We start from the raw sequence: 24,167 nt of genomic DNA on the forward strand, positions 1-24,167 counted from the left end.
AGGGTGTTCGCCTTGCTCCGGCTCCTGATCAGGCTCATGAGAGAAAAAAGCCTGCCAGTGAGTGATAATATCTGCAGGCAATTGTGCTATTTTGCGTGGGTCTGGCTCACCCCACCTGTCAGCCAGTTGGAAAATCAACTTAAGATAGGGTGAGTTGGTTAGTTTTTTTTAGCTTCCTCAACCGAGCCATAACTGTATTTTTGTACGAATGCCATCGCAGAAAGTAGTGTTGGCGTATCGTGTACCGTCACTAATTCATCCGCTGTAGGTAACTCATCTTCAGGGATTGGATTACCTTTTTCATCGCAAATCGCTTTTAAAATCAACTTAGCACCAGCCTTACTAGCGTCTGAACTAAATCCGGTTTTTTGAGCTTCCTGAAGGTCATGCTCATATTCATCAAGCTCAGCAATTGTTAGCCGGCGAAGAAAGACTTTGGTACCTAAAATTGAATGTTCTTCAATGTGGGGTGTAGGTTTCAGAAGAGATGACTTCAGAGACATTATTCTGTACCTCCAGCAGTAGCAACACCCCATGTGATGTTATTTTGCTTACCTTTTACAGTAATTTGGATAACCTCATTCGCAGGCGCTTCAAGGCTATTCATTTCCCAGCCAGATAATGCCAAAATCATGGTTGCTGTACGTTTGTTAGGTAGCTCAAGGTAAAACTGCACTACTTCACGGGCATTCGCAGCGTTCAAAAATGCAGCAAAATCCGCATTCTCTGGATCATCGATAAACCCAAGTGATTTTTCAGGTCCATCCGGTAAATCAGAGATTGATTGTTTGTTTTTATCGATAAGCGTAGTGCAATCAACAAACCCGCCAGTTAGCCCCGTTGCGCCTGTTGCTTTGCAGTTTTCCAGTGCTTTCATCTGCTCAACGGTATCACCCGGTTTACCAAATTTAACGATAGTGCCGGCAGGCAACATTGCATATTCAGGGGATGATTTTTTATCAGCCATATTGATAGCTCCAATAGTTTAATTAACGATATTTTTCGATGCTTGCACGTATTTCCGATGCAAGTGTGTTGAGAATAAATTGACGGTTATAATCCAACGCAGGTCTGATGAATGGATTCGGTATCTGTTTGATGGTGCCAAATTCTTGCGCCTTTGCTTTCATATAATGCGCTTTAGTAGGACCCACTCTTACTGTCATGACAGAGAGTGTTTTGTTGTCCTTCATTCGGCTTGTGGTCGTAATTTTGATGCTGTCTCTCATGTGTTCAGCTTCGCTTGTCGCATCATAACCAGCATGCTTTTTCATATCGTCCAACACGGGTGTCATTGCCTCTCGCCCCGCTTGCCTTAACACCTTTGTGGTAATTTCTTCTCCTAGTTTATTTAGCTCATATTCCAGGTCTTTTAACCCCTTCACTTCGACCGTCATTCTCATGTGGCGTCCTCTGGATAAGTAAGAACAAAATCACGCATCACTCTGAAAATAACGCGCTTATCTGTCTGCTCCTCTCGTGACTGCATGAAGGCCCCACGCTGAACGGTTTGTACTGGATATGATCCGATATGACCGTGCGTAATGTTTTCCCAATCTTTAAGTACTAAGGCCTCTAGCTTCAATGCTTTGGCATAATCATTGGGGATCTGGAAGGTGATTTGAAAGCGCGATTGAACAAGGGAGGTTTTAGCGAGCCCAGTAAGCACTTTAGGGTCGCTGATGCGCTGATAAATAACCCCTTCCAACACATCGGATGGCAGCCCTAACGGATATGCCTTTAATCCAGTTAGTCGCTCCAAATCGGCTTTAATGTCAGTTTCTATCATGCTGATTGTCAGCCTCCGTCGTTATGATTAGTCGGTCTGACTGGTTTCTATCAACAGCGCGAACCGTGAAGTTGCGGTTTTGATAAGTGATGATCCACCCGATATTAACGTCGCTGCGTGGTCGAATAGTGAATTGGTACGTTTCAATAACCTGCTGTTGATCGGCGGTGCGTATTTTCCGGTTAGACATCGCCTCCGCTTTTGCCCAAACCTCTTTGACTTTCACCAAACTAGATTTAGGGACGCCGAACTCATCCCTCACTTCCTCGATACGCGATAACAAAATCCGCTTATTGAGTTCGCCCGCTTTCATATCACCCCCCCTAAATATTAATATAGCGATATGGCTCCAATAGAGCTTTAAACCCGGCAGACATTCCCGTTGTTTCTCTATTTTCATAGAAATGACCCACCGCCAGCATAATGGCCAACTCAACATCCTCCGAGATCTGCAAACCATCTGGATCGGATTCAGGAATATCACCGTCATAAAGCGTTCTATTGATGTAGTTTTCTGCCCGCTTCTTAGCCGCAAGCATATACGTGATCAGCAAGTCATCTTCTGTTGCATTGTCATCGTCAATCCGACATTGCGCCTTTAACTTCTCCAATGTGGGTAATGGCATGTTTTCACCTTAATGCCTGCGACCATGACCAGATCGCAGGCACAAAAAAACCGCAATTAAGCGGCACTTGACTGGGGGAGATTAATAATTATTTTGTGGTGCCTTTACCGACCAGCGCCTTAATCGCTGAAGTATCTTCAAGGACACAATCGAAGCGGTGGAACGCCAAAAATGCGGTCTGATCATACTCTGCATAACGCTCAACTAAACGTTTCAGAGTCATGTAGGTCACACGACGCAAAATGAATCGGTCAAAGTCACCGCAGAAGATGAATTTCTTACCCGCTTCCATTTTATCAATGGCCTGATCAACCACATATTGCATACCCAAGATAGTCGAAGGAGCAACTCCGGCAATCGATGGCAACCACAGTGGGCGTTTTTGTGCATCCTCCATTTCTTTCAGGTTTTTTAATGTGTCATCGTTGAACGCTAAACGGAACTTAGGTCCATTTCGGTAGGCAGGGTCTAACGCATGTTCTAAAGCGTTAATATCTTTCCACCCAAACGTTGCGGATGCATCAATCGTACCAGTGACGGAAGCATCTAGCCCTTTAGGCTGCAGCGGCGATCCAGTCCCTGTGCCTTTAACTAAATACTTCGCTTCACCGCGACCAATCCGCTGAGCAATACGGCTACCTAAATATGCTTCAATATTCACGCCGCTATCTTGAAGTAACTCGTTTGATACGCGAATAATTTTAGAGGAAAGCTTTTTCGCACCTAAGATTGCAGTGCCAAATTCTACATCTTGTTCGCTAGCCGCTGTATTTTCGCCTAATAATTCCCCTTCTTCCTCTGTGCCATCCGAAGTGGACCATGTAATACCTTGTCCTGTTGATGTTGTTAAAATTTGTGCGACGCTGGCAATGCCACCATATGCCTTCATCTGCTCAATAATTTTATTCAGCATTTGTGTCGGTACGGTATACCCGCCTTTTTCATCCGGCGATGTTCCCTGCGCACGTAATTCTTTAAGCGCTTGACGCTCTTCCGTTGATAACTCACCGAACCCGCTACGCACAAAGCGATCAAAGGCTAAATTACGACGTTCGACTTTTGCCGCTTCAGGGTCATTTTCAGGATTACGACGCTGCTCTTGCTCTTTATCGTCAACAAACTCCTGGTCTAATGAACGAAGCTGCTCTTCACGCTCAATTTGTGCTTCCAAGTTTTCAAGCTCTGTTTTCGCTTTATTCCACTCGGTGCGCTGCTCATCGGTCATCACACCTTCACCCACTTTTTCGTGAATAGCACGCATATCGACAGCGATGGTGTTACGTTTCTGTTTTAATTCATGAAGCTTCATAGTCATAGTATTACCTTATGCATTGAGTAAAGTTAAAATGCGCTCACGCGCTAATTTTTGATTAATCGCTTTTTGCAGATCACCGCCGTTTCTGGCTTCCTTCCAAGCTTCCATCGAGCGAACTGCGGCACCGGCGTCTTGATAGGCTGGGTAGGTCACTGGACTCACATCGAATAAGCGCGAGAATTTGTGAATTTCACGAATAATCACGCCTTCATCATCTTGATACCAATCTTCACCATCTCGGGCGACACGAAAAGCAAAAGAACTTTGGTTGATATCGCCACGCTGCATCGGGGCTAGCACTAAATCACGGATAGTTTGGGTACCAGGGGCGGTAATGTCATAAACCAAGCCACGCTCGTTCACACTTAAAGACAGCGTTCCTGCCGCTGTTCTTCCGAGAATATAGTTAGGATCATGATTGAATAATCCGCGAACATCATCATTAAGCACGTCATCAAACGCCCCCGGCTTAATAATTTCTTTAAATCCATACATCAGCTCAGAACGAGAGTCGAAAACAGAGCCTAACCCAATAATATGGGTTGCTTGATTCTCATCTCCAGGTTCAGCTCTCACCTCCCCCATATAGCAGCGAGTTTCTTGATTACTGCTCATCATTATCTCCTTTGGGTTTTTCTGTTTGACTTCCCACAGGCTGAGCAGCGTTAACACTGACTAACATTTCGTCCAGCCCATCAACTGGGTTCATATCTTCAAAAGCACGCACTTCATTTCGACTCATCCAACCATCAGTAATGGCATAATGATAAAATTGCGCGCGCTCTTTCGCGGTACCACGTAATAAACCCGCCAAATTAAAGCGAGCATAAAACCCTGCCACTCTTTCTTGTCTTGTGAACAAGCGTCGATTAAGTTCCTGCTCCCAATTAACCACCCACGGCATGATGGTATGGCGAACAAACTGAATGGATTGCTCAGAAATATTAGAGTAAGTCGCCTTTTCAAGGTCATTAATCATGTGAGCAGGAACGTTAAAGATCCCCGCAATCATAGAGCGGTTTAATTTCAACATATCGATAAGCTGAGCATCGACAGGGGAAACGGTTAACGCTTTGTAGTCTAGATCTGCGGGGATAAGCATAGTTTTATTCTCCTGACTACGGAGTGAGGCACTTGCCTTTTGCCACATATCTTTTATACGCGCCCAGCCGTCTTTATTTAGCTCACCTTTAACAGACAAAATACCAGCCGGTCTTGCATTTCCTCCGAAAAAAGAGCTGGTGTATTTCTGTCCGCTCATTCCCATACCGATAGTTTCAGCATGCTGGGCAATAGGGCTTAACCCCATGCGTTGGTTATTGCCCAGAGCTCGAATGTGGATCATGTCATCAGGACTGATGGCAAAATTACCGAGTTCATTGTAAACACCGTAGGTATAACGCCCGCCTGTATTCAATAGGGTAGTTTCCCACGGCATACATGCCTCGAGATTGGTCACTTCCCCTTTGCGGTTACGTACGACCTGCGTGTAACCATTTCCCCAGCCTAAAATGTGTCGATGTTTCGTTTCTCGCCATTTATAGCTGGTTTGCCACTCGTTAGGTTCATCGTGAACAAGATGAAATAAGGAATGGTCGCGCGCTGTTTCAACTTTATTGCCCGATTTACGCATAATATGTAATGGCATTTGAGCAATAGATGAAGAAAGCACGTAAATACACGCATACACTGCGGCAAGCTTCATCGATGTTTCAGGGCTAACATGTACATCAGCAGTGAAAATTCCATCGGTATCAATGGAATCTGAGGTAATAGGTACCGATGGATTTTCAATGCTTGTCAGTTCATCATTACGAAATAACGCATTAAGAAGCACGTTTCCCCCTCATTGCCGCCACTAATGCATAAACCACCAGCACGGAACCGCCGATCATTAATGTATTGGGGAGCCCATAATTTAGATAACAGCCTGCCATCACCGCCCCAAAACCAATCAAGGCAGTCAAATCAAGAAATAAATTTTTCATAGGAATAGTATGTCTTCGTCAGGATCAAGAGAGGAAAGGAAATCGGATGATTCATTCAGCATGGCTCGGCCTACACCCATCATGGCAGAAACAGCACCATCAATTTTATTTTCATTGCCATCTTTGGTTGGCCTAACAACATCATCGCTACCCGGCAAATACTTGCCAACCACATTTTGGAAGCACCACGTCATGATAGGGTTACCATCATGATGAAATCGACCAGCAGCAAGTGCGGCTTCAATCTCTTTCATTGGGTCACTCATGTTTGTGTAGTTTTGCGTAATCGAAATGGGCTCCAGTCCTTCATCCTGCAATCGATGCGAAAGCGCAATGGCACCAGAGGGGTCGATAGGGCTTGAAACGATGTTGAAATGCGCTCTCAATTTTAAAATTGAGTCCTCAATGAGCCGATAATCAACTTCTGCACCATCGCTAGGAATGAGAACACCTTGATTGACAAAACTTTGATAGCGTTCAGCGGTTCGTAACTTGTCAGTATCCGTTGAATAAATGGTATCTTCAGGCGCAAAAAATAAGGGTGACACTGAAAAGTAATGTTTTTTACCGTTAATTTCGCGCTTAAAGATAGGTGCGACACAGTTCAAGTCCAGCTTTGTTGCTAAGTCGATCCCCAAATAAACATCTTCACCGTAGAAATCTTCAATTTTTAGGCTCTTGTCCTCCGCTTTTCGCCAGTGGTCCATGTTATAGAACGCTGACTTAGCGGTTACCCAAATATTGAAATGCTTTGTTTTGATTTTATTGGTTTGCCTCGGCGTTGTAATGCCAAGCTCTTGTTTTGCCAAGAGATAGTCATACTTAACCGAAACACCACAATTTGGGTTAGATTTGATGACCGATTCAGGTAATTTCCAATCATCGTCTTTATCAATCGTGTAAATAATGCCAAAGATTTGATCATTGGCCCCGCCAGTACGAATCCCCTCAAGAATTTCAGTTACTTGGCTGCGTTTATCATAACAAGGGCTTTGAATATCAAAACCTGCCGTCGTGATAATGAGTGTAAGCGGTTGCTCACGCGCTCCCATCCCCGTTGTCATTGTCGTATACAGCGCATCCGTTGAATGCTCGTGGTATTCATCGATAATGGCACACGTTGGGTTATCACCATCACCGGGATCACCAATTAAGGGCGCAAATACTGAACCATCTGGGCGAGTCATTTTTTCTGCCCACGGCTTGATTTGAAAGCGTTTTCTTAATGATGGAAGCTTTTTGACCATCGCTAAAGCAGGTTCAAAGACTTTCCATGCTTGCTTTTCAGTGGTAGCGCCACAATACACCTCAGCGCCGTACTCACCATCAGCACAAAACATGTAATTACCGACGGCGGCCGCAATGAGCGACTTCCCATTTTTACGGGGTACTTCAACATACATTTCTGTAAATCGACGATTACCACATTTCTTTTTTACCCAACCAAAAACCACACAGAAAATAAATAGCTGCCATGGTTCAAGTGTGATCCGTAACTTTCGTTTTGCCCAGTCACCTTTGGTGTGCGGCATAAGTTGAGCAAAACGACAAAACCGCTCAGCCTTATCTTTATCAAATCGATATGGCCAGTTTTTATCTTTCGCTTTCTGGAGATCATCTAAATGCCGTTGGCATGACTGTTTGACGTAGATACATGATGGAATCTTTCCGCTAACAATATCTCTAGCATATTGATTTGCCGCGTTGACGCTCGGATAAGTAGCCATAATTAAAACTCATCGAATTCGTTTCCATCATCATCTTTCTCTTTTGCGCCAGTGCTTCTCATTCGACTCAACGGGTCTAGGCCGAGCAATGATCCCAGTCGTGCTATTTGCGAAACGCTGTCATTTCGAACGGCAACAGCAGGATGTTTTTTCAGTCCACCCATTCCACTCATTTCAGTAATACCGCCACTTTCCAAATCTGCTTTGGCATGTTTTAAAATAACTTGTTCCGCTGTTAGCATCAGTTGAAAAGCATTGCAGTACGCGACTAGCAACGGAGCATCTTCAAGTTCAAACGTGCCGCGCTCAATTAAAATCTTACTTTGTGTTTTCCAAAGTTTTATTGCTGCATCACCCATTAATTCATCGGGTGGGGCGATTCGAGTAATGCTGCTTTTTCCGTTTTTAGCAGGTAAATTTTTGTGTCGACCGCCACCCGAGGCACGGATACCAGTTGCCATTTAGCCTCCTAAAAAATGTTAAATTTGTTAAAAATATCGAAAAAAATAATCCTTATTTCGCGTCCGTAAAAATTGACTTAAGGCGGCGGTACTACAAGGCGAAAGTGGTAGGGATTTGCCCCGCCCCTCCCCTTGTGAGTTGTCGCTCGTATAGCGGCTATCTTCTGGTTCGTTCGCTTGCTGTCTTACTTCTATGACATAGCCAGCACAACGATTGCAGGTTGCTATCATCATCGGTACCACCATGCGCCTTGGGTTTGATATGGTCCACTGTCCTTGCTTCTGTTGGTCTACCTGACTTCAAACACTCTTGGCATAGATGTTTATCACGATACAAAACGCGAGCACGTATCTTGTCCCACTTGGAGCCATAACCGCGCTCATGACGGCTCTTGCCTTGCTGGTGGTTTTCCCATCCTGTATTCATGTGCTCTTGACAATAACCACTACGGTCAGTGGTTGTTTTACTGCAGCCATGCTTGCGACAAGATCGAGGTATGCGAGGCGGCATAATTTTCTCCACAAATGAAAAAGCCACCAGTGATTAGCTGATGGCTATAAACCTTTACAAATATAAGGTAGCTATTATGTAGGTAACCGCGTACTGTTGCCGCGTTGAAGTATGCTTTAGCTTTGAATCCTAAACATGCATGACCTTTCAACAAAACCTAAAAACAATAAGTTCTATTAAAGCCTACGACATTAAGACCCTCTTTAGACACGGGGTCTATTTTTTAAATCTAATCTTCCAGTTGCAGAACGCCATGCTCTTCAGAGCCTTAATAAGCAATCAGACCTCCATAAATAATTTCGTCACCATCACGGATAGTGATTACTTCATGGTGTAACACAACTGACCATCTTATTGTGTAAATTCATGTAGTGATTAATTTGCGCCTGTATCTTAATGAATCTCAGCACCTTGAATGCCATTAAAACTAATGCCCTCGAAATGAGTCATGCGGTCAAGTACCACTACGACACTCGAATTGTATCCGGAGCCATAAGACGGAAAGCTGTAGGTTTTCACTATGCTGTTATCTCCGCATTAATTTTCAAATGTTGGAATAATTATACCAATTAAAAAGCCCCGTATTGCGAGGCTCAGATTTGTAATATCCGCTTGAGATTACTACTTTTTTAATGTTGTGGTCATTCACGATTAACGTATAGTGAAGCTCTATTCATAAGCAGTTATTCTCATTTAGCCCCGATATCTGGGGTATTTTTATTTATCAAAAGCAAAAAGCCACCGGTGATTAGCCGATGGTTATGAACCTTTACAAATATAAGTTGGCTATTATTTAAACAATGGAGTACGTTGAATAGGCTCGCTTACCAAGCTAATACTAGCCGCGAGCATGCATGGCACGTCTACTCAGACAAAACATAATAAGACTTAAACTATCCTATACATTCAGACCCTCATTAGACACGTGGGTCTATTTTTTAATTCTCTCAGCTTCAATTTCCTGTATTGCTTTAAGCTGCTCATTCGCCTTCTCTATCGTTCCTAGCAATAATCTGTTCCATAATACAGACGCTTTGAATGATAGGGTTTTACCATCACTGTCAGGCGGCAATGGCGGTACCACAGAGTTAGTTAACGTCGATGGAATTGGAACGCATTGCGCGCTCTCGTAGCTCGTTTGTGTACTCGAACAAGCCATCAGTAACAAGCTGAGGCACAAGAGAATCACAAGAAGACTCTGCTTTGAGTATCGTTTTATATTCAATGATTTTCTCCTGTGCTTTCGCATCAGCTTGAATGCCGTTCCGGTATGCTGTTGTTGCTATCTGATTGAAGCGATTGAATTGAAATGACTGACGGGCAATGACTGCGCTTTGTTTGATGTTATCTTGCTTTAACTTGTCGTTGTCGCTCTTAACTGCAGTGTTGTTATCATAAAGCGTTAATGCCAACCAGCTAACAGCAACTAACATTAAAAAAAGCCAAAACGAGTTATCTATCTTCATAAGTTAACCTGCCGGGCTTTGTTGTAATTAACCGCACTTTGGCAGCGTTTTTCTAAACTTACCTTGTCAGTGCCACCACAGGTATTGTCATTGAGTGCGTATATGCCAGCTGCCAAACAGACGGGGATTCCGATAATGAAAGCGGATAAGCATAAGCAAACTCGCCATGGCATACGGCGTTTTCTATCTCTCTGCGTGTTATCAAGCCTTTCCACTCTTTACCCCCTGCGTATGTCCAGCGTTTAAGTTCGTTGCAAGCGCCAGCGATATCACCAGCGTTTAGCTTCTTCAGCATCGTAGAACGAGCAAAAGCACCTGTACCTACGTTGTAGGCAAACGAATAAATAGCGGCTCGTGTGTTATCGTCGATATCAACTTTGATTAGAGGGTCCACACCCTTTCTGACTTTGTTGAGGTCTTTTTCAAGCAAGGCTAAACATTCTGATTCTGTATAGGTTTTGGTGGGAATAATGTCTGCGCCGGTGTGCCCAAAACAAACCGTGGTTACGCCTACTACGTCTTTGTATGGCTTATATTCAATGCCTTCAAAATAAGCAATCATTCCGACTGTTAATGAAATTAAGCCACCAGCAGCGGCAACCTTGATTTTATTTGGTATCTTTGCCACTGTTAGCCTCTCTTAATTTGAATTCTTTCCGCTTGTAGTACCAATTCACCAAAAATGTGGCGACTGTACAGATGATCCCAATGAGTACCGCCCACTGATCTAACGATAAAGCCCCGACTGCAGTAGTGATGACTCCGAGAGCATAAGAAAAGGGGCTAGAGTATTTTTCGTGCATACGCATATCCACCCCCTGCGGAGTGTTCCGATGTTTTAGTTAATTGGTAGCCACCAGCAACTTCAATGTAGTAATTAAACATGTTGAACTTGATTTGCTGTGGATAATATGAAGAAAGCCGCACTAGGCGACTTTATGAAATGAATGACCGTTTCCCCTGGCTAACGCCATTTAGTGTTACTCATCCACAAGTCGGGACTTACTATGGCAGCATATCCATTGTTACCACTTTCTGTTTATTTCCTCGAATTCAAGGAAATTAAAATAGAAAGGTACACCATATAGCCATCGACGAAAACCTCATCTGATGACCATCACAACACAACTCTCAAAAATGAAGAATGTGCATATACTATAAAGCCCCACAGACGTGAGGCTTTATAGTTATTTGGTCCGCCATCGAGGCATCGAACCTCGACTCTTAACCTTAATTAAGCTAAATACTCTTCCAGTTGAGTTAATGGCGGGATGTACTTACTTTAGCCAATCTAACGTTACGTAGATCACTAAAAACATAAGTGCAATGATAAAAACATTTTTGATGAACCTAAAAATACAGTCATAAATAATAGATCCTGCCATGGTTTTTCCTTGGGCATTTTCCCGCCGGATACCACATCTATTTTTTAGATAAAAACTTGCGATTGCAAGGCTTGCTATTTATAGCAATGAGGTATGTTGTCTTAAACACCATAGCACACATATCGAATGGATACTCAATTAATAACAAAAATGCCGATTGACGAGGCTTCATCCTATAAGTTAGGTAACAACGTATTCACTCTTATCAGATTGGCACCTAAAATTCGTAGAATAAAGTATGTAGCCACACCCAATAGCAGACTTCTCAAGACCCCAATAGCAGCCCATTGCGCCGATGAAAAACCATCTAATAATTGCTTTAACCAGTAAACGTTGAACCTGTCGAAGCAGCATCGGAGGCGTCAGTCGTTAATTTATCCATATGCATATACTCCTTCAGAGTGTCCGATATTTAGTTAATAGAAAGTCACCAGCAATAACAGCTAGAACTGAATAGTTGGCAGACGCAACTCCGCCTTATGCGCAGCTATCTATTTCTCTACATGGGGTTTTCGATAAATTCATGAAATACTGCTCGCCAATAAACTTTGTATTTGGAATCGGTGAGGAAACAACGGAATGACCAAGAGAGGCTTAATTTCTTTTTTGCTTTACCAGATAACTTATTACACAGATTAATAAATAAATTTTTCATTTTTTCTTCAATAAAAAAGGTCACCGAAGTGACCTAATATTTTGAAATTAAGTTATTGGAGTCATTTACCTAGGATACTTTGTTCCAGATAAAATCGTCACTTTGTAATTTATGTGAGCCATAATGCACTTTATAGCCATTACCTAATAACGATGCTCTCAATTCCGCTTGAGTTTTAGTAGCATGTACGCTATCAAGATGCCACGGGTTATATTTAACCACTCCCCATCCCAAAACTGAATTTATATTGTCTGGGTCTGGCAGTAATTCACTATCTACAAACATATCTATTTCCTTTATTGGGTACCCAGAGATAGATTATTGTATTTACTGCTAACTAGCTAATGACTTTAACTGAGATATCTGTGGCGTCACTATCACAATGAGTGGTCACAATGGCTACCTCACTTGAAATACAATCAATATTGTATTTTTTGTTAAATTTAGTATCCGACTACCGTTAAAGGTATCTTGTACCAACAGATTACCTTGTTGGTATATCTCAAATGAAATTACCCATTAAGCTTAGTTACGGTGACTAGGATTTTTTCACTCGATACTTCTCTTAAATAGAAAAAGGCATACGCTATGCGCAGCCCTTGGAATATTTTGTTGTTGAATTACTACCTATACTTAAAATGATAGTAACTAGTATTTATCGTTTTTTTTCAAAAACGCTATTCTCAGCTTGCATATTAGTCATGCATTCAGGACAACTAACAACAGTGCTCGCAGTCATGCTTTCAACTTTCTGTACTGCGCCATATTCACCAAAATAATAACCAACATAAGCAGCATTACTGTGTTGAATAAGTTGCGGGCATACTTTTTTATGTAATACGACTATTCCATCGCGATCACTTTTCGTTAAATAATAATCCATAACGCCCTACCTTATTCTTTTCCCCGTTATTTCAACCTAGCAAATAGACGGCTTCACATCAATGAATAGATCTAACGCAGATAAATAATTGGAAGAATATATGAGTAGGTACTCAGCATTCGCGTTATCCACAATGAAAAGGTAACTCCTAGCTTTGCGGGTCGATTTAAAGAGTGGCAGACCTACCATTTAAACGTTATAGAAAATAAATAAAACGTACCGACCGACTTTATGGATTACTTTGTACTTCACTCTTAACCTTTGGTAGCATTAATAATTACCCTTTAAAAACAGGATAAAGAGTATGCGTAAAAACAAAGCTATATTAGTATTTTTTATTATCGCCTTAGTAACAAGTTGTTCATCGAACACTAAGCCCCAAGCTAAACCAGATACTTGCGTGATAAAGATGGATACTCCCGAGGGTAACTTACCGGGTAAAATAGAGCAATCCAGTGGAAATGGTCCTGAATGTAAAGCGATTGAAAGAGCTATAGATAAAACTATCTAGCATATGAATTAGACAGAAGATGGCAAATAGAGCTTTCATTATTGAGAAAGCAAAAAACCCCGCAGATGCGAGGCCTTAAATTTGTTTACTGCCTTGCTTGTACAGCTTCGTGCAGCATATACGAAAACTATAACTTTATCGGCAAAATAGTCAAGGCTTATTCACTATAATGATACTTATGGTCGAATTCGTCACACATTGGGCGATATAACATAAACTCGGCAACACTTAACCACGCCTTAACTCTGTCCTGATATGTACGAAGGCAGTAACGCTCTTCTTTATCACAAAGCTTCAGAGCAATCTCATGCTGAGATTTTTTATAAACATAATGCTCTTTTAGAATATTCAATAAACCAGTATCAGCATTCATGACCTCGCAAATGACTTTATCCATTTTGCTACCTTCAGCATCAGAGCAGAACCACATACTACTTAGAGTTTTTTTATCCTTAAACTCTTCAAGAAACATTAATAGCGTTTCTTTGGATAGCCCTGAAGTACGCATTCTTTTCATTGCGTCTCTTAATGCTTTTTTGGTGATTGTTGGCCCATCCAATAACTGATTAAACATTCCTGCTGCACTCGGAACCTTACTAAATGCTGCCCATCTTCCCCACATTTTTAAACGCCCACGGATCCACACGCTTTCCAGTGTACGTAATTTTAAATGTTCTTCGCCTTTGCCTGTTGTTAATGGATAAATCACTTAATACCTCTTTAGCAGACCGCACTCTGCATTAACCGAATACACCTAGACCAATAGAGCGATCTAGAAATTTAAATAACAAAACTAACTGGCTACCGTTTTCTTGTTCCCACTGCTTTGGATCCTTGTGTAACTCGCTGTGGTGAATTCGACACAGTGGGATAGTGAACAAGTCATGAGCTTTTGTGCCTATGCCACCTTGCCCGTAGCCGATAATATGATGGGCATCGTCAGCTGTGGCGCCACAAACGCAACAAGGCTGTGATTTAACCCATTTCAAGTAGTCGTCATTAGTCCAGCGCTGGAGCTTAGGAAACTTCATAAAGCTTGCTGTTGGCTCAGGATCTATAGCTAAGTTCATTACTGGTGTTAATGCTTCAATCTCATTCAACTTGTCGCTGAGGTATTGTTGAGAAAGAGAGATAAGCCCCGATGGTTTATGCTTTAATTCTGCAGGCAAAGTCATCAGCAACATTCTTCCGCTGAATGTATTCATGTGCATACCTGGCTTAAAAATCACAGCGCCAATTTCTGGTACCAATATTGGCGTTAGTATCCATTGATAACTCATGCTATTCCCCCATCTACGCAACCGCACTTGCGCTTTCATGCAAACTGATTGTTATTTCAAAACGACCGCCTTTGACAACTTCACACCACTCCATTTCCAGTCTCTTCACTTGGTCATCATCTTTCCAAATATTGGCATGTGTTAATGCGTCAAACGGTGCTTTTAAATAGTTATCAATGTCTCGCTTGTGATTTGTTGGCGGATACATTTTCACCTTTACAGAAACGGGCTGAGTTATCGCTATCGGTTTACGCTTCAATTGTTCATAAATAGCAACAATCGCACTCCCCCGAAATTTACGCCCCTTTTCACTGATTAGTGTTCTGCCATTCACATTACGCCAGCATGCATTTACGCTCGGTGGAAATGGCAATACGAGTGATATGCTCATCCTCTGACTCCAGCCAGTAGTGCATCAAATTTCCGAACTAAAGCGAATAAAGCAGATTCAGCAGCAATCCCGTTTGCACTCGCAGAGGAATCATGAGAACGAAATTTCCCCTCTTTTAGCATTTGCTCACAATTAGCAGATACACGATAAAGCCCGTCCTGATCTTGATAAATCAATCCATAGTTCAATAAAGATTTGATGATAGCTGTCGCTCCAGCCCGTTTTTTCATGTTGAATTCATTGAAAAGATCATCGCGGCAAAAAGCCCTACCATTGAAATGTGTTGTGTACTCAATATACCGACGCTTTTGTGCTGAAATCATGCCATCACCTCTTTCGCTTCTTGCTCTGCTGCCTGTTGCCAAATACCTGCCCATGCCTTACGTCCAACAAAATCACTCATTCGACGCACACCAGATTTACCTGCTAACTCCGCTGCAATTTCTTCGATGCGATTTCGAGGCTTAGAATGTGAGCCGATGATGCGAGTGAATGCCTCATCACGCTGAACTTGGTCGATGGAAACCTTTTGCTCCCCCGCTAAACGGAGGGTTAAATCATCCCACTGGGTACGCAGTGTTCTTGGACACTGAACGTTTTTCTTCCAGAACTCATCATGGCTAACACGTTTGTAGAATTGGCAAATCTCTTTGTGGGTGCGACCGTCTTGGCTAACCATCAGGCGAACATCGTTAGCCCACTCAGTGAAATTTGGTTCTTTCGGTTCTTGCAGCCCAAGCTCTTTGAAAACTTCACACTTGCGGCTAAACAGCCATTCAGCACACTTGAGATCATCCGCAGCTCCCCATTTCTGGAAGTTAGGACTGTAAATCACCGCCTCTGGGTAACGATTTAAAAAATCAATTTTAGGCTTGTCGCTGGATTCGCTAGAATTCTGCGACGAAGGATTAGTTCTTGATGGATCTTGTTTTGAAGTTACTAACGGATCGCCCCCAGATTCTGACGGGTCAAAACGATTATTTTTGCTCGATTCTGACGGGACGGATTTTGATGCAACAGATTTTGACGCGTCAGAATTTGACGTATCAGATTCTGCTGGTTGAGGTAATGCGGCTCTCGCTGCTGAAGCTAATTTATTAACATTAAGCTGATAGATATTGCTCGCATTACGGTTGCCTTTGCGACGCTTTTCTCTCGATAACCAACCATCTTTTTCTAAATCTTTGATGGCGGTACGTACAGTGCTTTCACCCGCACCGATTTGACGAGCAATTGTCGGTACCGATGGCCAACACACGCCCTCATCGTTTGAGAAGTCAGCGAGACGAGCCATGATAGCAACCGAGGTTATCTTCAAACCTGCTGGCGCACAGCCATCCCAAACATAACTTGATAGTTTTACGCTCATAGTTGCTACCTACTCGACTCTTCTGAATTCATCTTTAAATTTGTATAACGGAGCAAAGCATTCATGCTCATAGCCTTCTCGCATGTAAATGACCCACATTTTTTCCCGGTCATAACGAACAACACGAACAGGAATGCCGCGCTTGTCGAGATAAATGCGATTGAGATTATTTGGATCTTCATCAGTCATGTGCCTCGTCTTTGCTATTGAAGTAAAAGTTAGCCCAGTCACTTCTCAACTCAGCGATATCTACCAATTTCTCATTTCTCTGGTAGTTGCCCGACTCATCTGCTGACGTTATGATTTCTACATATTGAAGCGAACCTTGTTTCGAGACTGGTAAGCATCTAAATTGCTTTATTGGTTGAATTTGGCATACACTATTCATGCTAGTAGTTGCTCCACAAAAGTTGTTATTAGCACCGACGCTCGGGACCGCATATCCTGAGCGTCAACCTTCCTAAAATTAGTCATTACGCTTTAACCCCATAAACAACAGGTAGTGAATCAATAAAGTGCTTTGCATAAGCAAAAACCTTTTGAGATTTTTTGTTTATCGCGGTGATTTCATCGCCAGTTAAAATGCCATCAGCTATGCTTTCTTGAATTAAAACGGCAAGCGCCCCCTGCATTGCACCTAACTTCATTCGAATATCAAACAGCTCAACCTGATCGAGTTTTTCAGCTTCAATGGGTTCCATCGCTGTCATGCAATGGCGATCTAGGTGATACTCCACCAGCAACTTAGTTCCCGACAGTTCTTCTATTGCCTCTAATTCGTCATGCTCAAAGAATCGACAACCATTCTTTTCATACAGCTTATTGTTGAAAGTGGTTTCAGATATTCCCAAAGCACCCGCTATCGCTGAACGACCACCAGGGAATGCTTTGCACATTTCTTTCACAACTTCTTTTAGTGTTTTTTTGCACATATCTACAATTCCGTTGTTTTGTTTGTAGTTAACTCTGTTAGTTGTTATTTGTAGAATCTACCCGTTGTTATGGATAGAGATCTGGACGTAATGTATTTCGTGAAACCCCTGATGCCCGTTCAACTATTAGCACCTTGTCTGCCGGCACTCGTTTGTTTCTGTTCAGCCAATTCCAGATTTGCTGCTGCTTTACTGGCTTATTTGAAATGTCACTGATACGTTTTGCTAATTGAGTCTGCCCGCCTGTTGCATCAATTGCCTTTTGCAACCCGATAACGCACAACTCGACAATTGAGTTACCCATAACTCCCCCTTAAGTTGTAAAAACAACTTAAGGTTAATTCAAAATAACAACTTTGACAACTTTTAGATGTTGGAACTCTCAACACTTAAAGTTGTAAAATGTCGAATAAATGGGAGGGATCACAATGTCTATAGCTAAACGGTTGTTAGATGCGCGAATAAAAGCCGGAATGAGCCAAGCAGATCTGGCAGAAAAAGTCGGTGTTAGTCAGCAATCCATTCAAAAGATTGAAGCGGGTCAAACAAATTCACCTCGTCGAATTGCTGATATCGCGAAGGCTGTTAATGTATCTGCTCAGTGGCTGCAGTTCGGTACCCATGATGGAAACGGGTTAAAAACAGAGTTTGAAGTAAAGGAATGGGAAGAAATCCCTAGTCATGGCAATGTTGAATTTGTCGATATTCCGGTACTTGATATTGAACTAGCAGCAGGAAGCGGATCTAGCGCAGAACTTATTGAATTAGAAGAATATACCTACCCATTCAGAAGGGATGAATTACGTAAATATGGCGTTTCTGCAAGTAATGCAAGGATAGTTAAAATAGTTGGAAATAGTCTCTACCCTGTTCTTAATGGTGGTGATTTAGTAGCCGTTGATATCACCAAAAGAGATATCAAAGATGGGGATCTTTATGCAATAAGAGATGGTGTTTTATTGCGCGTTAAGATCTTGATATATCGACCTGATGGCGGACTAATAATACGTAGCTTTAATAGGGACGAATACCCTGATGAGCAGCTACCTAGAAGTGAAGCTGTCACCAGAGTTCATGTTATTGGTAGGGTCTTTTGGTCATCAAGAAGCTGGTAAGAATTTCATTAAAATATCTTCTGTAGTTATTTTAATACTAGATTTACCACTATCTCTATCTTCAATAGCCTTCTCAATTTTTCGCCCGTGGCTGGAGTACCTCCAATCGCGGGATGATAGAGCTCCAATTACAAGGTAATCAGCAGATTGTGTCACCCTATCAATAACTTTACCTCCTGCCTTCTCTATAATTTCTGAAACTAAAGATCTCTTTCCTGTCACGAAATTTCCAGTCAAACAAACTGTTGCACCAATTACATTGAAATTATCAATGTCGTCACATGGTAAATGGCATGAGAGTCCGTCAACAATCCCGCTATCTAGATCTGTACCAGAGAAATCAACCATGGCTTTATAAAGCAGCTCACTTTCGCTTTTCTCTATAATTCCATCCTCTTTAATGGATTTAATTAGTTCATATAAGTGCTTGCCAGGATAATTTCTCTTTAGCATTCCATTCTGAGTAAGCCACCAGTCAAGATAATTAATCTCATCAATGCCCAACTGTCTATCCGCAACTATTCCTTTGCACAAGCCATTGAGTAGATTGATATCTGACTCTTTTGAATATAAGTCAATATTTGGCATATCCATTATTGACCGCTGAACCTCTAGTAAAACGCCTTTCAATTCTTCTCTTTCATCTGCTGTAATCACTCCATCATCCAGAACTCTTGCTATTCTTTCCTGTAAAAGCACTACAAATGGGTTGTCTGAAATTTGCTCTGAGTCAGAAAGCCATGTGGTCATGTAAATAATTTCAGAATCTGATAGTTCATTGTCTGATAAAACGCCATCGATAATAGAAATTAGGTTCGCAAATAGCTTGTCTCTATTCTGCTTATAGTTAAAAGCTGGGTTGATATTCATAGTCTCTCCTATTTTCTCTATCCTTTAATTTTCTTTAACTTAAATCAAACAACATAAAGTTGTTGACTTTAGTTTTGAATACAACTAAATTACAACCAAATGGTGTTTTGAGAAGTTATTCTTATATACAACTTTGACAACTTAGGAGTACTTATGCATACCACTCCAATAGAACCAATCGTAACCTTTAGCGTGCCAATGTCTCAGGAAGATGCGCAGGCGTGGATCCTTCAAAAGGCCGCTGAATTTAATACCCTTGAGTCACTTAAGTCTAAACAGGCTCTGTACGAGCAAGAGAAAGAAGATTTGCAACGCAAGATTGAAAAACTCGATGATGAGATTTTCGACCAAGTAGAACGCTGTAAAGTCATTATTAGTGCTTAGTTGATTTAATTTTGTGGGGTAATTGGTATGTGCGGAACTACTAACGAAAAGAAAGTAATAAGGTTCTACTCTCTTGTTTTTCATAAGAATGCATTAACACTGTCAACCGACAATCATGAAGACTTTTGGTTAGAGCTTCACTCAACTGTCGGTTGGGTTAAATTTAAAAAGATAAATAATGAAGATGAATTCACTAAGGGTGGAGCACTGTTTGTAGCCACTGAACTGCGTTCGGGATCTGATTCAGTCCCTTGCCCAATATTTCAAGCACGATGTGTTTTGTGGCGTCAGCGGGAAGCTCTTTTAAGCGCTGCAAATACCCTTTCTTTTCTTCTGGGTCGGTAACGTTTTGATTAATGAAGTCACGAAGAACGGCTAAGGTATCATCATGCAATTTTACAGTGACGATTTTTAATGATGCCGAGATACTTCCATCTTCGCTTAATAAATTAATAGCATGTTTTGTCGCTTTAATAAGATCTATGGCTGCATCAGGACCTTCCATATATCTTTCGATACCACCAGTAATTAATCCCTCCTCTTCGAGGTAGGCAATATTTGCACATAGTTTTTTGTTATCTATGTCATACAGTTCTTTGGGAATATTTTCAGGTTCGATTTGATCAGGGTAATCATTTACAGCTAGCTCTAAAATTTTAAATTGTAAGTCTCTATCGAAATTAGACATTTCAAATTCTCTTGGTTGTGTAGGGCTTCCAAGAATACCACAGCCGCCTGATGTGGCTAAGTTAGTTCAGGCTCTCATTATCATCTCTATTGGTGTTTTAGTTATTGATAATTTTTGGCGGTGCCATGCCGTCTCTTTTTCTAAATATAAATAAGACCATTGGCATCAGTCCATACGGGTAAATATGTACTTAATTACTGCCAGTGGTCTTATTTATATTGTGGCTAAAATATACTTAATCTGTATGCGGCAGAATGTGGAGGTAATTATGCAAATGCTAACTTTGGAGGAATGGGCGAGCGAACGTTATAGAAGTCGCCCTCCTCGACTGGGGACATTACAACGCTATGCTAGGAGTGGCTTGTTCTATCCACCAGCACAAAAAGAAGGTGGTATTTGGCGCGTGAGAGAAGATGCCGACTTAGTCGGTAATTTGACATCACCGGTTATCAATAAGAGTGATAACCCTAAATTACAAAGGATTTTAAACGATGGCTGCCCGTCCACGTAAAAATAACGTCAATATCCCTAATCTCTACCCACTATTTAGCAGAAAAGCTAACAAGGTTTATTGGCGTTATCGCCACCCTATAACTGGCAAATATCATGCACTCGGTGACAATGAGGCTGAAGCCCGTGAAATTGCTATTGAAGCTAATAACCGATTAGCGGAACAACGCAGCCGTCAAGTCATGGCAATCAGCGATAGAGTAGCAAGAATTAAAGGTAAAGAGATCACCGTAAATACTTGGCTAGATCGCTACTGGGTAATACAAGAGGAGCGCCTTGCTGACGGTGATATAAAACAAAACACATATAAGCAAAAAAGAAAACCTGTGGACCTAATGCGCCACTCTCTCGCAATGAAGCCTTTGCCAGCAGTTGATGCGAGAGATATCGCATCAATACTCGATGAATATAAATCTAATGGCCAACATCGTATGGCACAAGTTATTCGATCCGTATTAATCGATGTGTTTAAAGAGGCACAACATGCTGGTGAAGTTCCACCAGGGTATAATCCTGCACTCGCCACTAAGCAGCCAAAACGGCGGATCACCCGCCAGCGCTTAAACTTGGAAGAATGGCAAAAAATATTTGATATTGCTGATAAACAACATAAGTATTTAGGCAATGCAATGCTATTAGCGGTAATTACTGGACAACGACTTGGCGATATTTCAGCAATGAAGTTTAGCGATATTTGGGATGACCATTTGCATATCACACAAGAAAAGACCGGGAGTAAATTAGCTATTCCATTAGCGCTAAAATCTGATGCATTAAATATGTCATTGAGAGAAGTTGTTTCAAGATGTCGTGACCGCGTTGTTAGTCAGTATCTGATCCATTATTTCCATACAACTTCTCAAGCAAATCGTGGTGAGCAAGTCACAGCAAATACAATAACAACAAATTTTAAAAAGGCGCGAAATAAAACTGATATTAATTGGGGGGAAGGAACGCCAGCTTCATTTCATGAACAGCGCTCTTTATCTGAAAGGCTATATCGCGAGCAAGGGATAAACACTAAAGATTTGCTGGGTCATAAAAACCAACAGCAAACCGATAGGTATAATGATGATAGAGGTAAAGATTGGTTGCTAGTTAAGCTTTAGGGTGGATGCTGCAGTAATTCTCATCCAAATCATCGATTAGCGCAAAAATATCATCTATCTCCTTAATAGTTAAATATATGTTCTTATGCCTGTACTCCTTTCTCTTAAATTGTGCAAAGAAAATAGGATTATCAATTGTACTTTGTGTAGTATCTAGAGCAACCATAGTGACCTCTTGGCAGTATGGTTCTCTTCTAGCTATCTCTGCCAATTTAAATAAGTAAGGCTTATATTTACTCCATTTCTCATCTAAGCTTTGCACATCAATAGCATGTTCATCTATAGGGGAAATTGAATATTTGTATTTTTGTTTTGTAGGATATAAATCATCAATGGGTTGATGTGTCAACTCATATGAATTGGCTTTCAATTGCATTTGGAAATATTTAATTCCCCTTCCTTGAAGGGTTTCCATAATCAACCGTATATTTTTCTTTTCCATTCGCAAACCAAAATAAATAGACCTTACAGCTCTGAAATCGTAATACTGTTTACCCTCACTTGGAGTGATAATTCTGATTTCTTCTTCATACTGCCATCTCTTAGATTTTACACTTGTTAATTTTTGGAGAGTCTTGTTTTGATTTTCTGAGGCAAACATGCTGTCAACATTCATTGCCGGTGGCTTATTTTGATATATGACATCAAAAATAGAATATTTAGTACTTTCAAAGTCGCACAATTTATCTAAATCATATTCAATACAAAAGCCATAATGGCTATTAGCATAATGCGCCCATAATAGTTCATCAGTAAAAGTTTTGCTTAAAGAGTAAATTCCAGACTTATCTTTAATAGCAATTAAATCTCTAAATGCCTCTTTCACTGAATCAAATGAAATAAAAGAAGCTTGTTCTGCATTAGCAAACACATTATTTAAAACATTTAATTGTTCAAAGACTTGGTCTGTTAGTACTAGACCTTCACATGGGTCATTTAGGTTGCCATAATTAGGAGACCAAAAATAATCCTGTTCTAATGAAGATAAGTCCCTTGAAAACACCTTATCATCCCCAGCTCTATACTTAAATACTCTCATACCAAATCCCCTTAGGACGATATCATTAAGATATAAATTATCAGTAGATAATATAGGCTATTTTGATAATTCGTTTTGATAACTTTTTGATAACCATTTCAAATGTGACAATAAAAAACGGGAACTATTAAGTTCCCGTTATTAATCACACTACGTAATAAATTACATGTGTTTAATGATTGCGTCGCCGAATTCGCTACATTTCAGTAATTTAGCGCCTTCTAATTGACGTTCGAAATCGTAAGTTACAGTTTTAGCCGCGATTGCGCCTTCCATACCTTTAACGATTAAGTCTGCCGCTTCAACCCAACCCATGTGGCGCAGCAGTATATCCCCAATTAAACTCTATCACATTGATTTTAAATAAATTTAAACTTTATTTTTTATGGTTTTAAACGATTCAATTATACATATAACATGTTGATTTATATCGTAGTGATAAATAGTTTTGGGGAATGGTTTTTTGGGTCAACTAAGATTTGCAATTTTATAATTTACTGGTTATAAATGTACTGTATAAATAAACAGTTAAATGAGAGGTTACATTATGCCACGCATTGAAATTCTCTTTGATAAAGAATCAAAGCAAAAGCCTTCTGACAAAACTCGCAACGCCCTGCAGGAACAAATTATAAAAAGGATTGGTGACCGGTTTGGTCCATTGAGTTTACGTGTCGCTATGAGTTCCTCACAATCACTAACTATTAGCGGCACTAAAACAGATGATGAGAAAGAAGAGATAGGTCAAATTTTGGAAGAGATTTGGCAGGATGATTCGTGGGTGTCCGCATGAAAAATGACGAATGTGTAGAGCTTGAAGCTGATAACGCAGAATTCATTCCGAAACTGGAGAAAGCACAGGTATCTATTGATAACCCACCCGGCTTTGTTTTCATGAAATTTGTTTTTTCTGATCCTAGACTCAATGAAGAGACACGAGAAATGCAAAATATAGAAAGGGAGCCTGTACAATCTTTTATGGTTGAAAGTGTCGCTAAAGATTTGTTAACCCAGCTGGAGCGGCATTTTTATGGTAGCTCTGATTCCGATAAAATTGAGTTTATAAAATACCTTATGTGATAAGAAGCCACCATACCTCGGTGGCTTTTTTATCGATACTTATAAAGCTTTTTATTTTCATTGTCTAAAAATGTCATTAACGC

37 protein-coding genes and 2 pseudogenes are annotated in these 24,167 nt (G+C 41.0%); 8 read left to right on the forward strand and 31 right to left on the reverse strand.

Annotation, left to right across the window (positions count from 1 at the left end; all coding sequences use genetic code 11):
- Positions 1–158: 158 nt before the first annotated feature.
- From LDO51_RS17065 to LDO51_RS17140, 16 genes are all read right to left on the reverse strand, one after another.
- The gene (locus tag LDO51_RS17065) at positions 159–503 is read right to left on the reverse strand and encodes a hypothetical protein (protein ID WP_036975543.1); all 345 of its coding nucleotides are present in this window, start codon (positions 501–503) and stop codon (positions 159–161) included.
- Positions 503–967, reverse strand: a complete 465-nt coding sequence (locus LDO51_RS17070; RefSeq protein WP_036983293.1) for a major tail shaft subunit — start codon at positions 965–967, stop codon at positions 503–505. Before LDO51_RS17070 ends, LDO51_RS17065 begins: the two co-directional genes overlap by 1 nt.
- A 22-nt stretch (positions 968–989) precedes the next feature.
- Positions 990–1,403, reverse strand: coding sequence for an HK97-gp10 family putative phage morphogenesis protein (locus LDO51_RS17075; protein ID WP_154599483.1), 414 nt, complete (start codon positions 1,401–1,403; stop codon positions 990–992).
- Positions 1,400–1,789 (reverse strand): hypothetical protein, encoded by a 390-nt coding sequence (locus LDO51_RS17080; RefSeq protein WP_154599482.1) that lies wholly within the window; start codon positions 1,787–1,789, stop codon positions 1,400–1,402. Before LDO51_RS17080 ends, LDO51_RS17075 begins: the two co-directional genes overlap by 4 nt.
- Positions 1,776–2,102 carry a phage head closure protein gene (locus tag LDO51_RS17085; protein ID WP_154599481.1) on the reverse strand — a complete coding sequence of 109 codons (327 nt, stop codon included), beginning with the start codon at positions 2,100–2,102 and terminating at the stop codon, positions 1,776–1,778. Before LDO51_RS17085 ends, LDO51_RS17080 begins: the two co-directional genes overlap by 14 nt.
- A 10-nt stretch (positions 2,103–2,112) precedes the next feature.
- Complete coding sequence (locus LDO51_RS17090) at positions 2,113–2,415, reverse strand: head-tail connector protein (RefSeq protein WP_154636879.1); 303 nt, start codon at positions 2,413–2,415, stop codon at positions 2,113–2,115.
- A gap of 88 nt (positions 2,416–2,503) precedes the next feature.
- Positions 2,504–3,724 carry a phage major capsid protein gene (locus LDO51_RS17095; RefSeq protein WP_225577301.1) on the reverse strand — a complete coding sequence of 407 codons (1,221 nt, stop codon included), beginning with the start codon at positions 3,722–3,724 and terminating at the stop codon, positions 2,504–2,506.
- 15 nt (positions 3,725–3,739) lie between these two features.
- The gene (locus LDO51_RS17100; protein WP_154636878.1) at positions 3,740–4,345 is read right to left on the reverse strand and encodes an HK97 family phage prohead protease; all 606 of its coding nucleotides are present in this window, start codon (positions 4,343–4,345) and stop codon (positions 3,740–3,742) included.
- Positions 4,335–5,567: a phage portal protein gene (locus LDO51_RS17105; protein ID WP_225575527.1), complete on the reverse strand. Its 1,233-nt coding sequence runs from the start codon at positions 5,565–5,567 to the stop codon at positions 4,335–4,337. Before LDO51_RS17105 ends, LDO51_RS17100 begins: the two co-directional genes overlap by 11 nt.
- Positions 5,557–5,718, reverse strand: a complete 162-nt coding sequence (locus tag LDO51_RS19820; RefSeq protein WP_195848338.1) for a hypothetical protein — start codon at positions 5,716–5,718, stop codon at positions 5,557–5,559. Before LDO51_RS19820 ends, LDO51_RS17105 begins: the two co-directional genes overlap by 11 nt.
- Positions 5,715–7,445 (reverse strand): terminase large subunit, encoded by a 1,731-nt coding sequence (locus LDO51_RS17115; protein WP_154636877.1) that lies wholly within the window; start codon positions 7,443–7,445, stop codon positions 5,715–5,717. Before LDO51_RS17115 ends, LDO51_RS19820 begins: the two co-directional genes overlap by 4 nt.
- A gap of 2 nt (positions 7,446–7,447) precedes the next feature.
- Positions 7,448–7,906 (reverse strand): phage terminase small subunit P27 family, encoded by a 459-nt coding sequence (locus LDO51_RS17120; RefSeq protein WP_154636876.1) that lies wholly within the window; start codon positions 7,904–7,906, stop codon positions 7,448–7,450.
- A 157-nt stretch (positions 7,907–8,063) separates the two neighbouring features.
- Positions 8,064–8,417: an HNH endonuclease gene (locus LDO51_RS17125; protein WP_154599475.1), complete on the reverse strand. Its 354-nt coding sequence runs from the start codon at positions 8,415–8,417 to the stop codon at positions 8,064–8,066.
- A gap of 1,088 nt (positions 8,418–9,505) precedes the next feature.
- Positions 9,506–9,883, reverse strand: a complete 378-nt coding sequence (locus tag LDO51_RS17130) for a hypothetical protein (protein WP_006658964.1) — start codon at positions 9,881–9,883, stop codon at positions 9,506–9,508.
- 58 nt (positions 9,884–9,941) lie between these two features.
- The gene (locus LDO51_RS17135) at positions 9,942–10,511 is read right to left on the reverse strand and encodes a lysozyme (protein WP_272537288.1); all 570 of its coding nucleotides are present in this window, start codon (positions 10,509–10,511) and stop codon (positions 9,942–9,944) included.
- Entirely contained in the window at positions 10,492–10,692 is a 201-nt protein-coding gene (locus tag LDO51_RS17140; protein WP_036975504.1) for a phage holin family protein, read from the reverse strand. The genes LDO51_RS17135 and LDO51_RS17140 overlap by 20 nt, the downstream gene beginning before the upstream one ends.
- Positions 10,693–10,826: 134 nt before the next feature.
- On the opposite strand from LDO51_RS17140, the gene LDO51_RS19470 reads away from it, so the two are divergent.
- On the forward strand, positions 10,827–10,949 hold the full coding sequence (locus LDO51_RS19470) for a hypothetical protein (protein WP_263869881.1): 123 nt from the start codon (positions 10,827–10,829) through the stop codon (positions 10,947–10,949).
- 492 nt (positions 10,950–11,441) lie between these two features.
- Here the strand turns inward: LDO51_RS19470 and LDO51_RS19935 are convergent.
- The 3 genes and pseudogenes from LDO51_RS19935 to LDO51_RS17155 form a co-directional block, all read right to left on the reverse strand.
- Positions 11,442–11,555 (reverse strand): annotated as a pseudogene (locus tag LDO51_RS19935) (hypothetical protein); the annotation flags it as partial.
- A 437-nt stretch (positions 11,556–11,992) separates the two neighbouring features.
- Complete coding sequence (locus tag LDO51_RS17150; RefSeq protein ID WP_154609787.1) at positions 11,993–12,208, reverse strand: hypothetical protein; 216 nt, start codon at positions 12,206–12,208, stop codon at positions 11,993–11,995.
- Positions 12,209–12,578: 370 nt separating this feature from the next.
- The gene (locus LDO51_RS17155) at positions 12,579–12,806 is read right to left on the reverse strand and encodes a hypothetical protein (RefSeq protein WP_154609788.1); all 228 of its coding nucleotides are present in this window, start codon (positions 12,804–12,806) and stop codon (positions 12,579–12,581) included.
- 304 nt (positions 12,807–13,110) lie between these two features.
- Here LDO51_RS17155 and LDO51_RS17160 point away from each other — a divergent pair, with 304 nt between their 5' ends.
- Positions 13,111–13,317 (forward strand): thiamine biosynthesis protein ApbE, encoded by a 207-nt coding sequence (locus LDO51_RS17160; protein ID WP_154609789.1) that lies wholly within the window; start codon positions 13,111–13,113, stop codon positions 13,315–13,317.
- A gap of 157 nt (positions 13,318–13,474) precedes the next feature.
- On the opposite strand, the gene LDO51_RS17165 is transcribed toward LDO51_RS17160, so the two are convergent.
- The 8 genes from LDO51_RS17165 to LDO51_RS17200 all read right to left on the reverse strand — a co-directional run bounded on the left by LDO51_RS17165 (position 13,475) and on the right by LDO51_RS17200 (position 17,593).
- The gene (locus LDO51_RS17165; RefSeq protein ID WP_225575528.1) at positions 13,475–14,026 is read right to left on the reverse strand and encodes a DUF1133 family protein; all 552 of its coding nucleotides are present in this window, start codon (positions 14,024–14,026) and stop codon (positions 13,475–13,477) included.
- A 31-nt stretch (positions 14,027–14,057) separates the two neighbouring features.
- Complete coding sequence (locus LDO51_RS19940; RefSeq protein WP_154636905.1) at positions 14,058–14,597, reverse strand: DUF968 domain-containing protein; 540 nt, start codon at positions 14,595–14,597, stop codon at positions 14,058–14,060.
- A 13-nt stretch (positions 14,598–14,610) separates the two neighbouring features.
- The gene (locus LDO51_RS17175; RefSeq protein ID WP_154636875.1) at positions 14,611–14,988 is read right to left on the reverse strand and encodes a RusA family crossover junction endodeoxyribonuclease; all 378 of its coding nucleotides are present in this window, start codon (positions 14,986–14,988) and stop codon (positions 14,611–14,613) included.
- Complete coding sequence (locus LDO51_RS19825) at positions 14,985–15,311, reverse strand: hypothetical protein (RefSeq protein WP_154636874.1); 327 nt, start codon at positions 15,309–15,311, stop codon at positions 14,985–14,987. The genes LDO51_RS17175 and LDO51_RS19825 overlap by 4 nt, the downstream gene beginning before the upstream one ends.
- Positions 15,308–16,357: a helix-turn-helix domain-containing protein gene (locus LDO51_RS17185; RefSeq protein ID WP_154636873.1), complete on the reverse strand. Its 1,050-nt coding sequence runs from the start codon at positions 16,355–16,357 to the stop codon at positions 15,308–15,310. The genes LDO51_RS19825 and LDO51_RS17185 overlap by 4 nt, the downstream gene beginning before the upstream one ends.
- Before the next feature lie 9 nt (positions 16,358–16,366).
- Positions 16,367–16,546 (reverse strand): DUF4222 domain-containing protein, encoded by a 180-nt coding sequence (locus LDO51_RS17190; RefSeq protein ID WP_112860221.1) that lies wholly within the window; start codon positions 16,544–16,546, stop codon positions 16,367–16,369.
- Between the two features lie 284 nt (positions 16,547–16,830).
- Positions 16,831–17,289: a YmfL family putative regulatory protein gene (locus LDO51_RS17195; protein ID WP_154636872.1), complete on the reverse strand. Its 459-nt coding sequence runs from the start codon at positions 17,287–17,289 to the stop codon at positions 16,831–16,833.
- A 67-nt stretch (positions 17,290–17,356) separates the two neighbouring features.
- On the reverse strand, positions 17,357–17,593 hold the full coding sequence (locus LDO51_RS17200; RefSeq protein ID WP_112860224.1) for a transcriptional regulator: 237 nt from the start codon (positions 17,591–17,593) through the stop codon (positions 17,357–17,359).
- Between the two features lie 124 nt (positions 17,594–17,717).
- On the opposite strand from LDO51_RS17200, the gene LDO51_RS17205 reads away from it, so the two are divergent.
- Complete coding sequence (locus LDO51_RS17205) at positions 17,718–18,404, forward strand: XRE family transcriptional regulator (RefSeq protein WP_224050318.1); 687 nt, start codon at positions 17,718–17,720, stop codon at positions 18,402–18,404.
- Here the strand turns inward: LDO51_RS17205 and LDO51_RS17210 are convergent.
- Positions 18,390–19,274 (reverse strand): BRCT domain-containing protein, encoded by an 885-nt coding sequence (locus LDO51_RS17210; protein WP_154599467.1) that lies wholly within the window; start codon positions 19,272–19,274, stop codon positions 18,390–18,392. The genes LDO51_RS17205 and LDO51_RS17210 overlap by 15 nt on opposite strands.
- Positions 19,275–19,427: 153 nt before the next feature.
- On the opposite strand from LDO51_RS17210, the gene LDO51_RS17215 reads away from it, so the two are divergent.
- Positions 19,428–19,658, forward strand: coding sequence for a hypothetical protein (locus tag LDO51_RS17215; protein ID WP_154636871.1), 231 nt, complete (start codon positions 19,428–19,430; stop codon positions 19,656–19,658).
- Positions 19,659–19,851: 193 nt separating this feature from the next.
- Here LDO51_RS17215 and LDO51_RS17220 read toward each other — a convergent pair whose 3' ends face one another.
- The gene (locus LDO51_RS17220; protein WP_154636870.1) at positions 19,852–20,346 is read right to left on the reverse strand and encodes a hypothetical protein; all 495 of its coding nucleotides are present in this window, start codon (positions 20,344–20,346) and stop codon (positions 19,852–19,854) included.
- Between the two features lie 268 nt (positions 20,347–20,614).
- Between LDO51_RS17220 and LDO51_RS17225 the strand changes: the two genes are divergently transcribed.
- Together LDO51_RS17225 and LDO51_RS17230 are read left to right on the forward strand one after the other, a co-directional pair.
- Entirely contained in the window at positions 20,615–20,857 is a 243-nt protein-coding gene (locus LDO51_RS17225) for an excisionase (protein ID WP_154609795.1), read from the forward strand.
- Positions 20,838–21,965, forward strand: a complete 1,128-nt coding sequence (locus LDO51_RS17230) for a phage integrase Arm DNA-binding domain-containing protein (RefSeq protein ID WP_154599465.1) — start codon at positions 20,838–20,840, stop codon at positions 21,963–21,965. Before LDO51_RS17225 ends, LDO51_RS17230 begins: the two co-directional genes overlap by 20 nt.
- On the opposite strand, the gene LDO51_RS17235 is transcribed toward LDO51_RS17230, so the two are convergent.
- Together LDO51_RS17235 and LDO51_RS17240 are read right to left on the reverse strand one after the other, a co-directional pair.
- Positions 21,955–23,004 carry a DUF2971 domain-containing protein gene (locus tag LDO51_RS17235; protein ID WP_154599464.1) on the reverse strand — a complete coding sequence of 350 codons (1,050 nt, stop codon included), beginning with the start codon at positions 23,002–23,004 and terminating at the stop codon, positions 21,955–21,957. The two genes, LDO51_RS17230 and LDO51_RS17235, sit on opposite strands and share 11 nt — an antisense overlap.
- Before the next feature lie 162 nt (positions 23,005–23,166).
- Positions 23,167–23,331 (reverse strand): annotated as a pseudogene (locus tag LDO51_RS17240) (NADP-dependent isocitrate dehydrogenase); the annotation flags it as partial.
- Positions 23,332–23,551: 220 nt separating this feature from the next.
- Here LDO51_RS17240 and LDO51_RS17245 point away from each other — a divergent pair.
- Both LDO51_RS17245 and LDO51_RS17250 read left to right on the forward strand, forming a co-directional pair.
- Positions 23,552–23,797 carry a DinI-like family protein gene (locus tag LDO51_RS17245; RefSeq protein WP_039862222.1) on the forward strand — a complete coding sequence of 82 codons (246 nt, stop codon included), beginning with the start codon at positions 23,552–23,554 and terminating at the stop codon, positions 23,795–23,797.
- Positions 23,794–24,084, forward strand: a complete 291-nt coding sequence (locus LDO51_RS17250; RefSeq protein ID WP_225575529.1) for a hypothetical protein — start codon at positions 23,794–23,796, stop codon at positions 24,082–24,084. The genes LDO51_RS17245 and LDO51_RS17250 overlap by 4 nt, the downstream gene beginning before the upstream one ends.
- Positions 24,085–24,167 lie beyond the last annotated feature (83 nt).

The organism is Providencia alcalifaciens (genome assembly GCF_020271745.1).
GTDB lineage: Bacteria > Pseudomonadota > Gammaproteobacteria > Enterobacterales > Enterobacteriaceae > Providencia > Providencia alcalifaciens_B.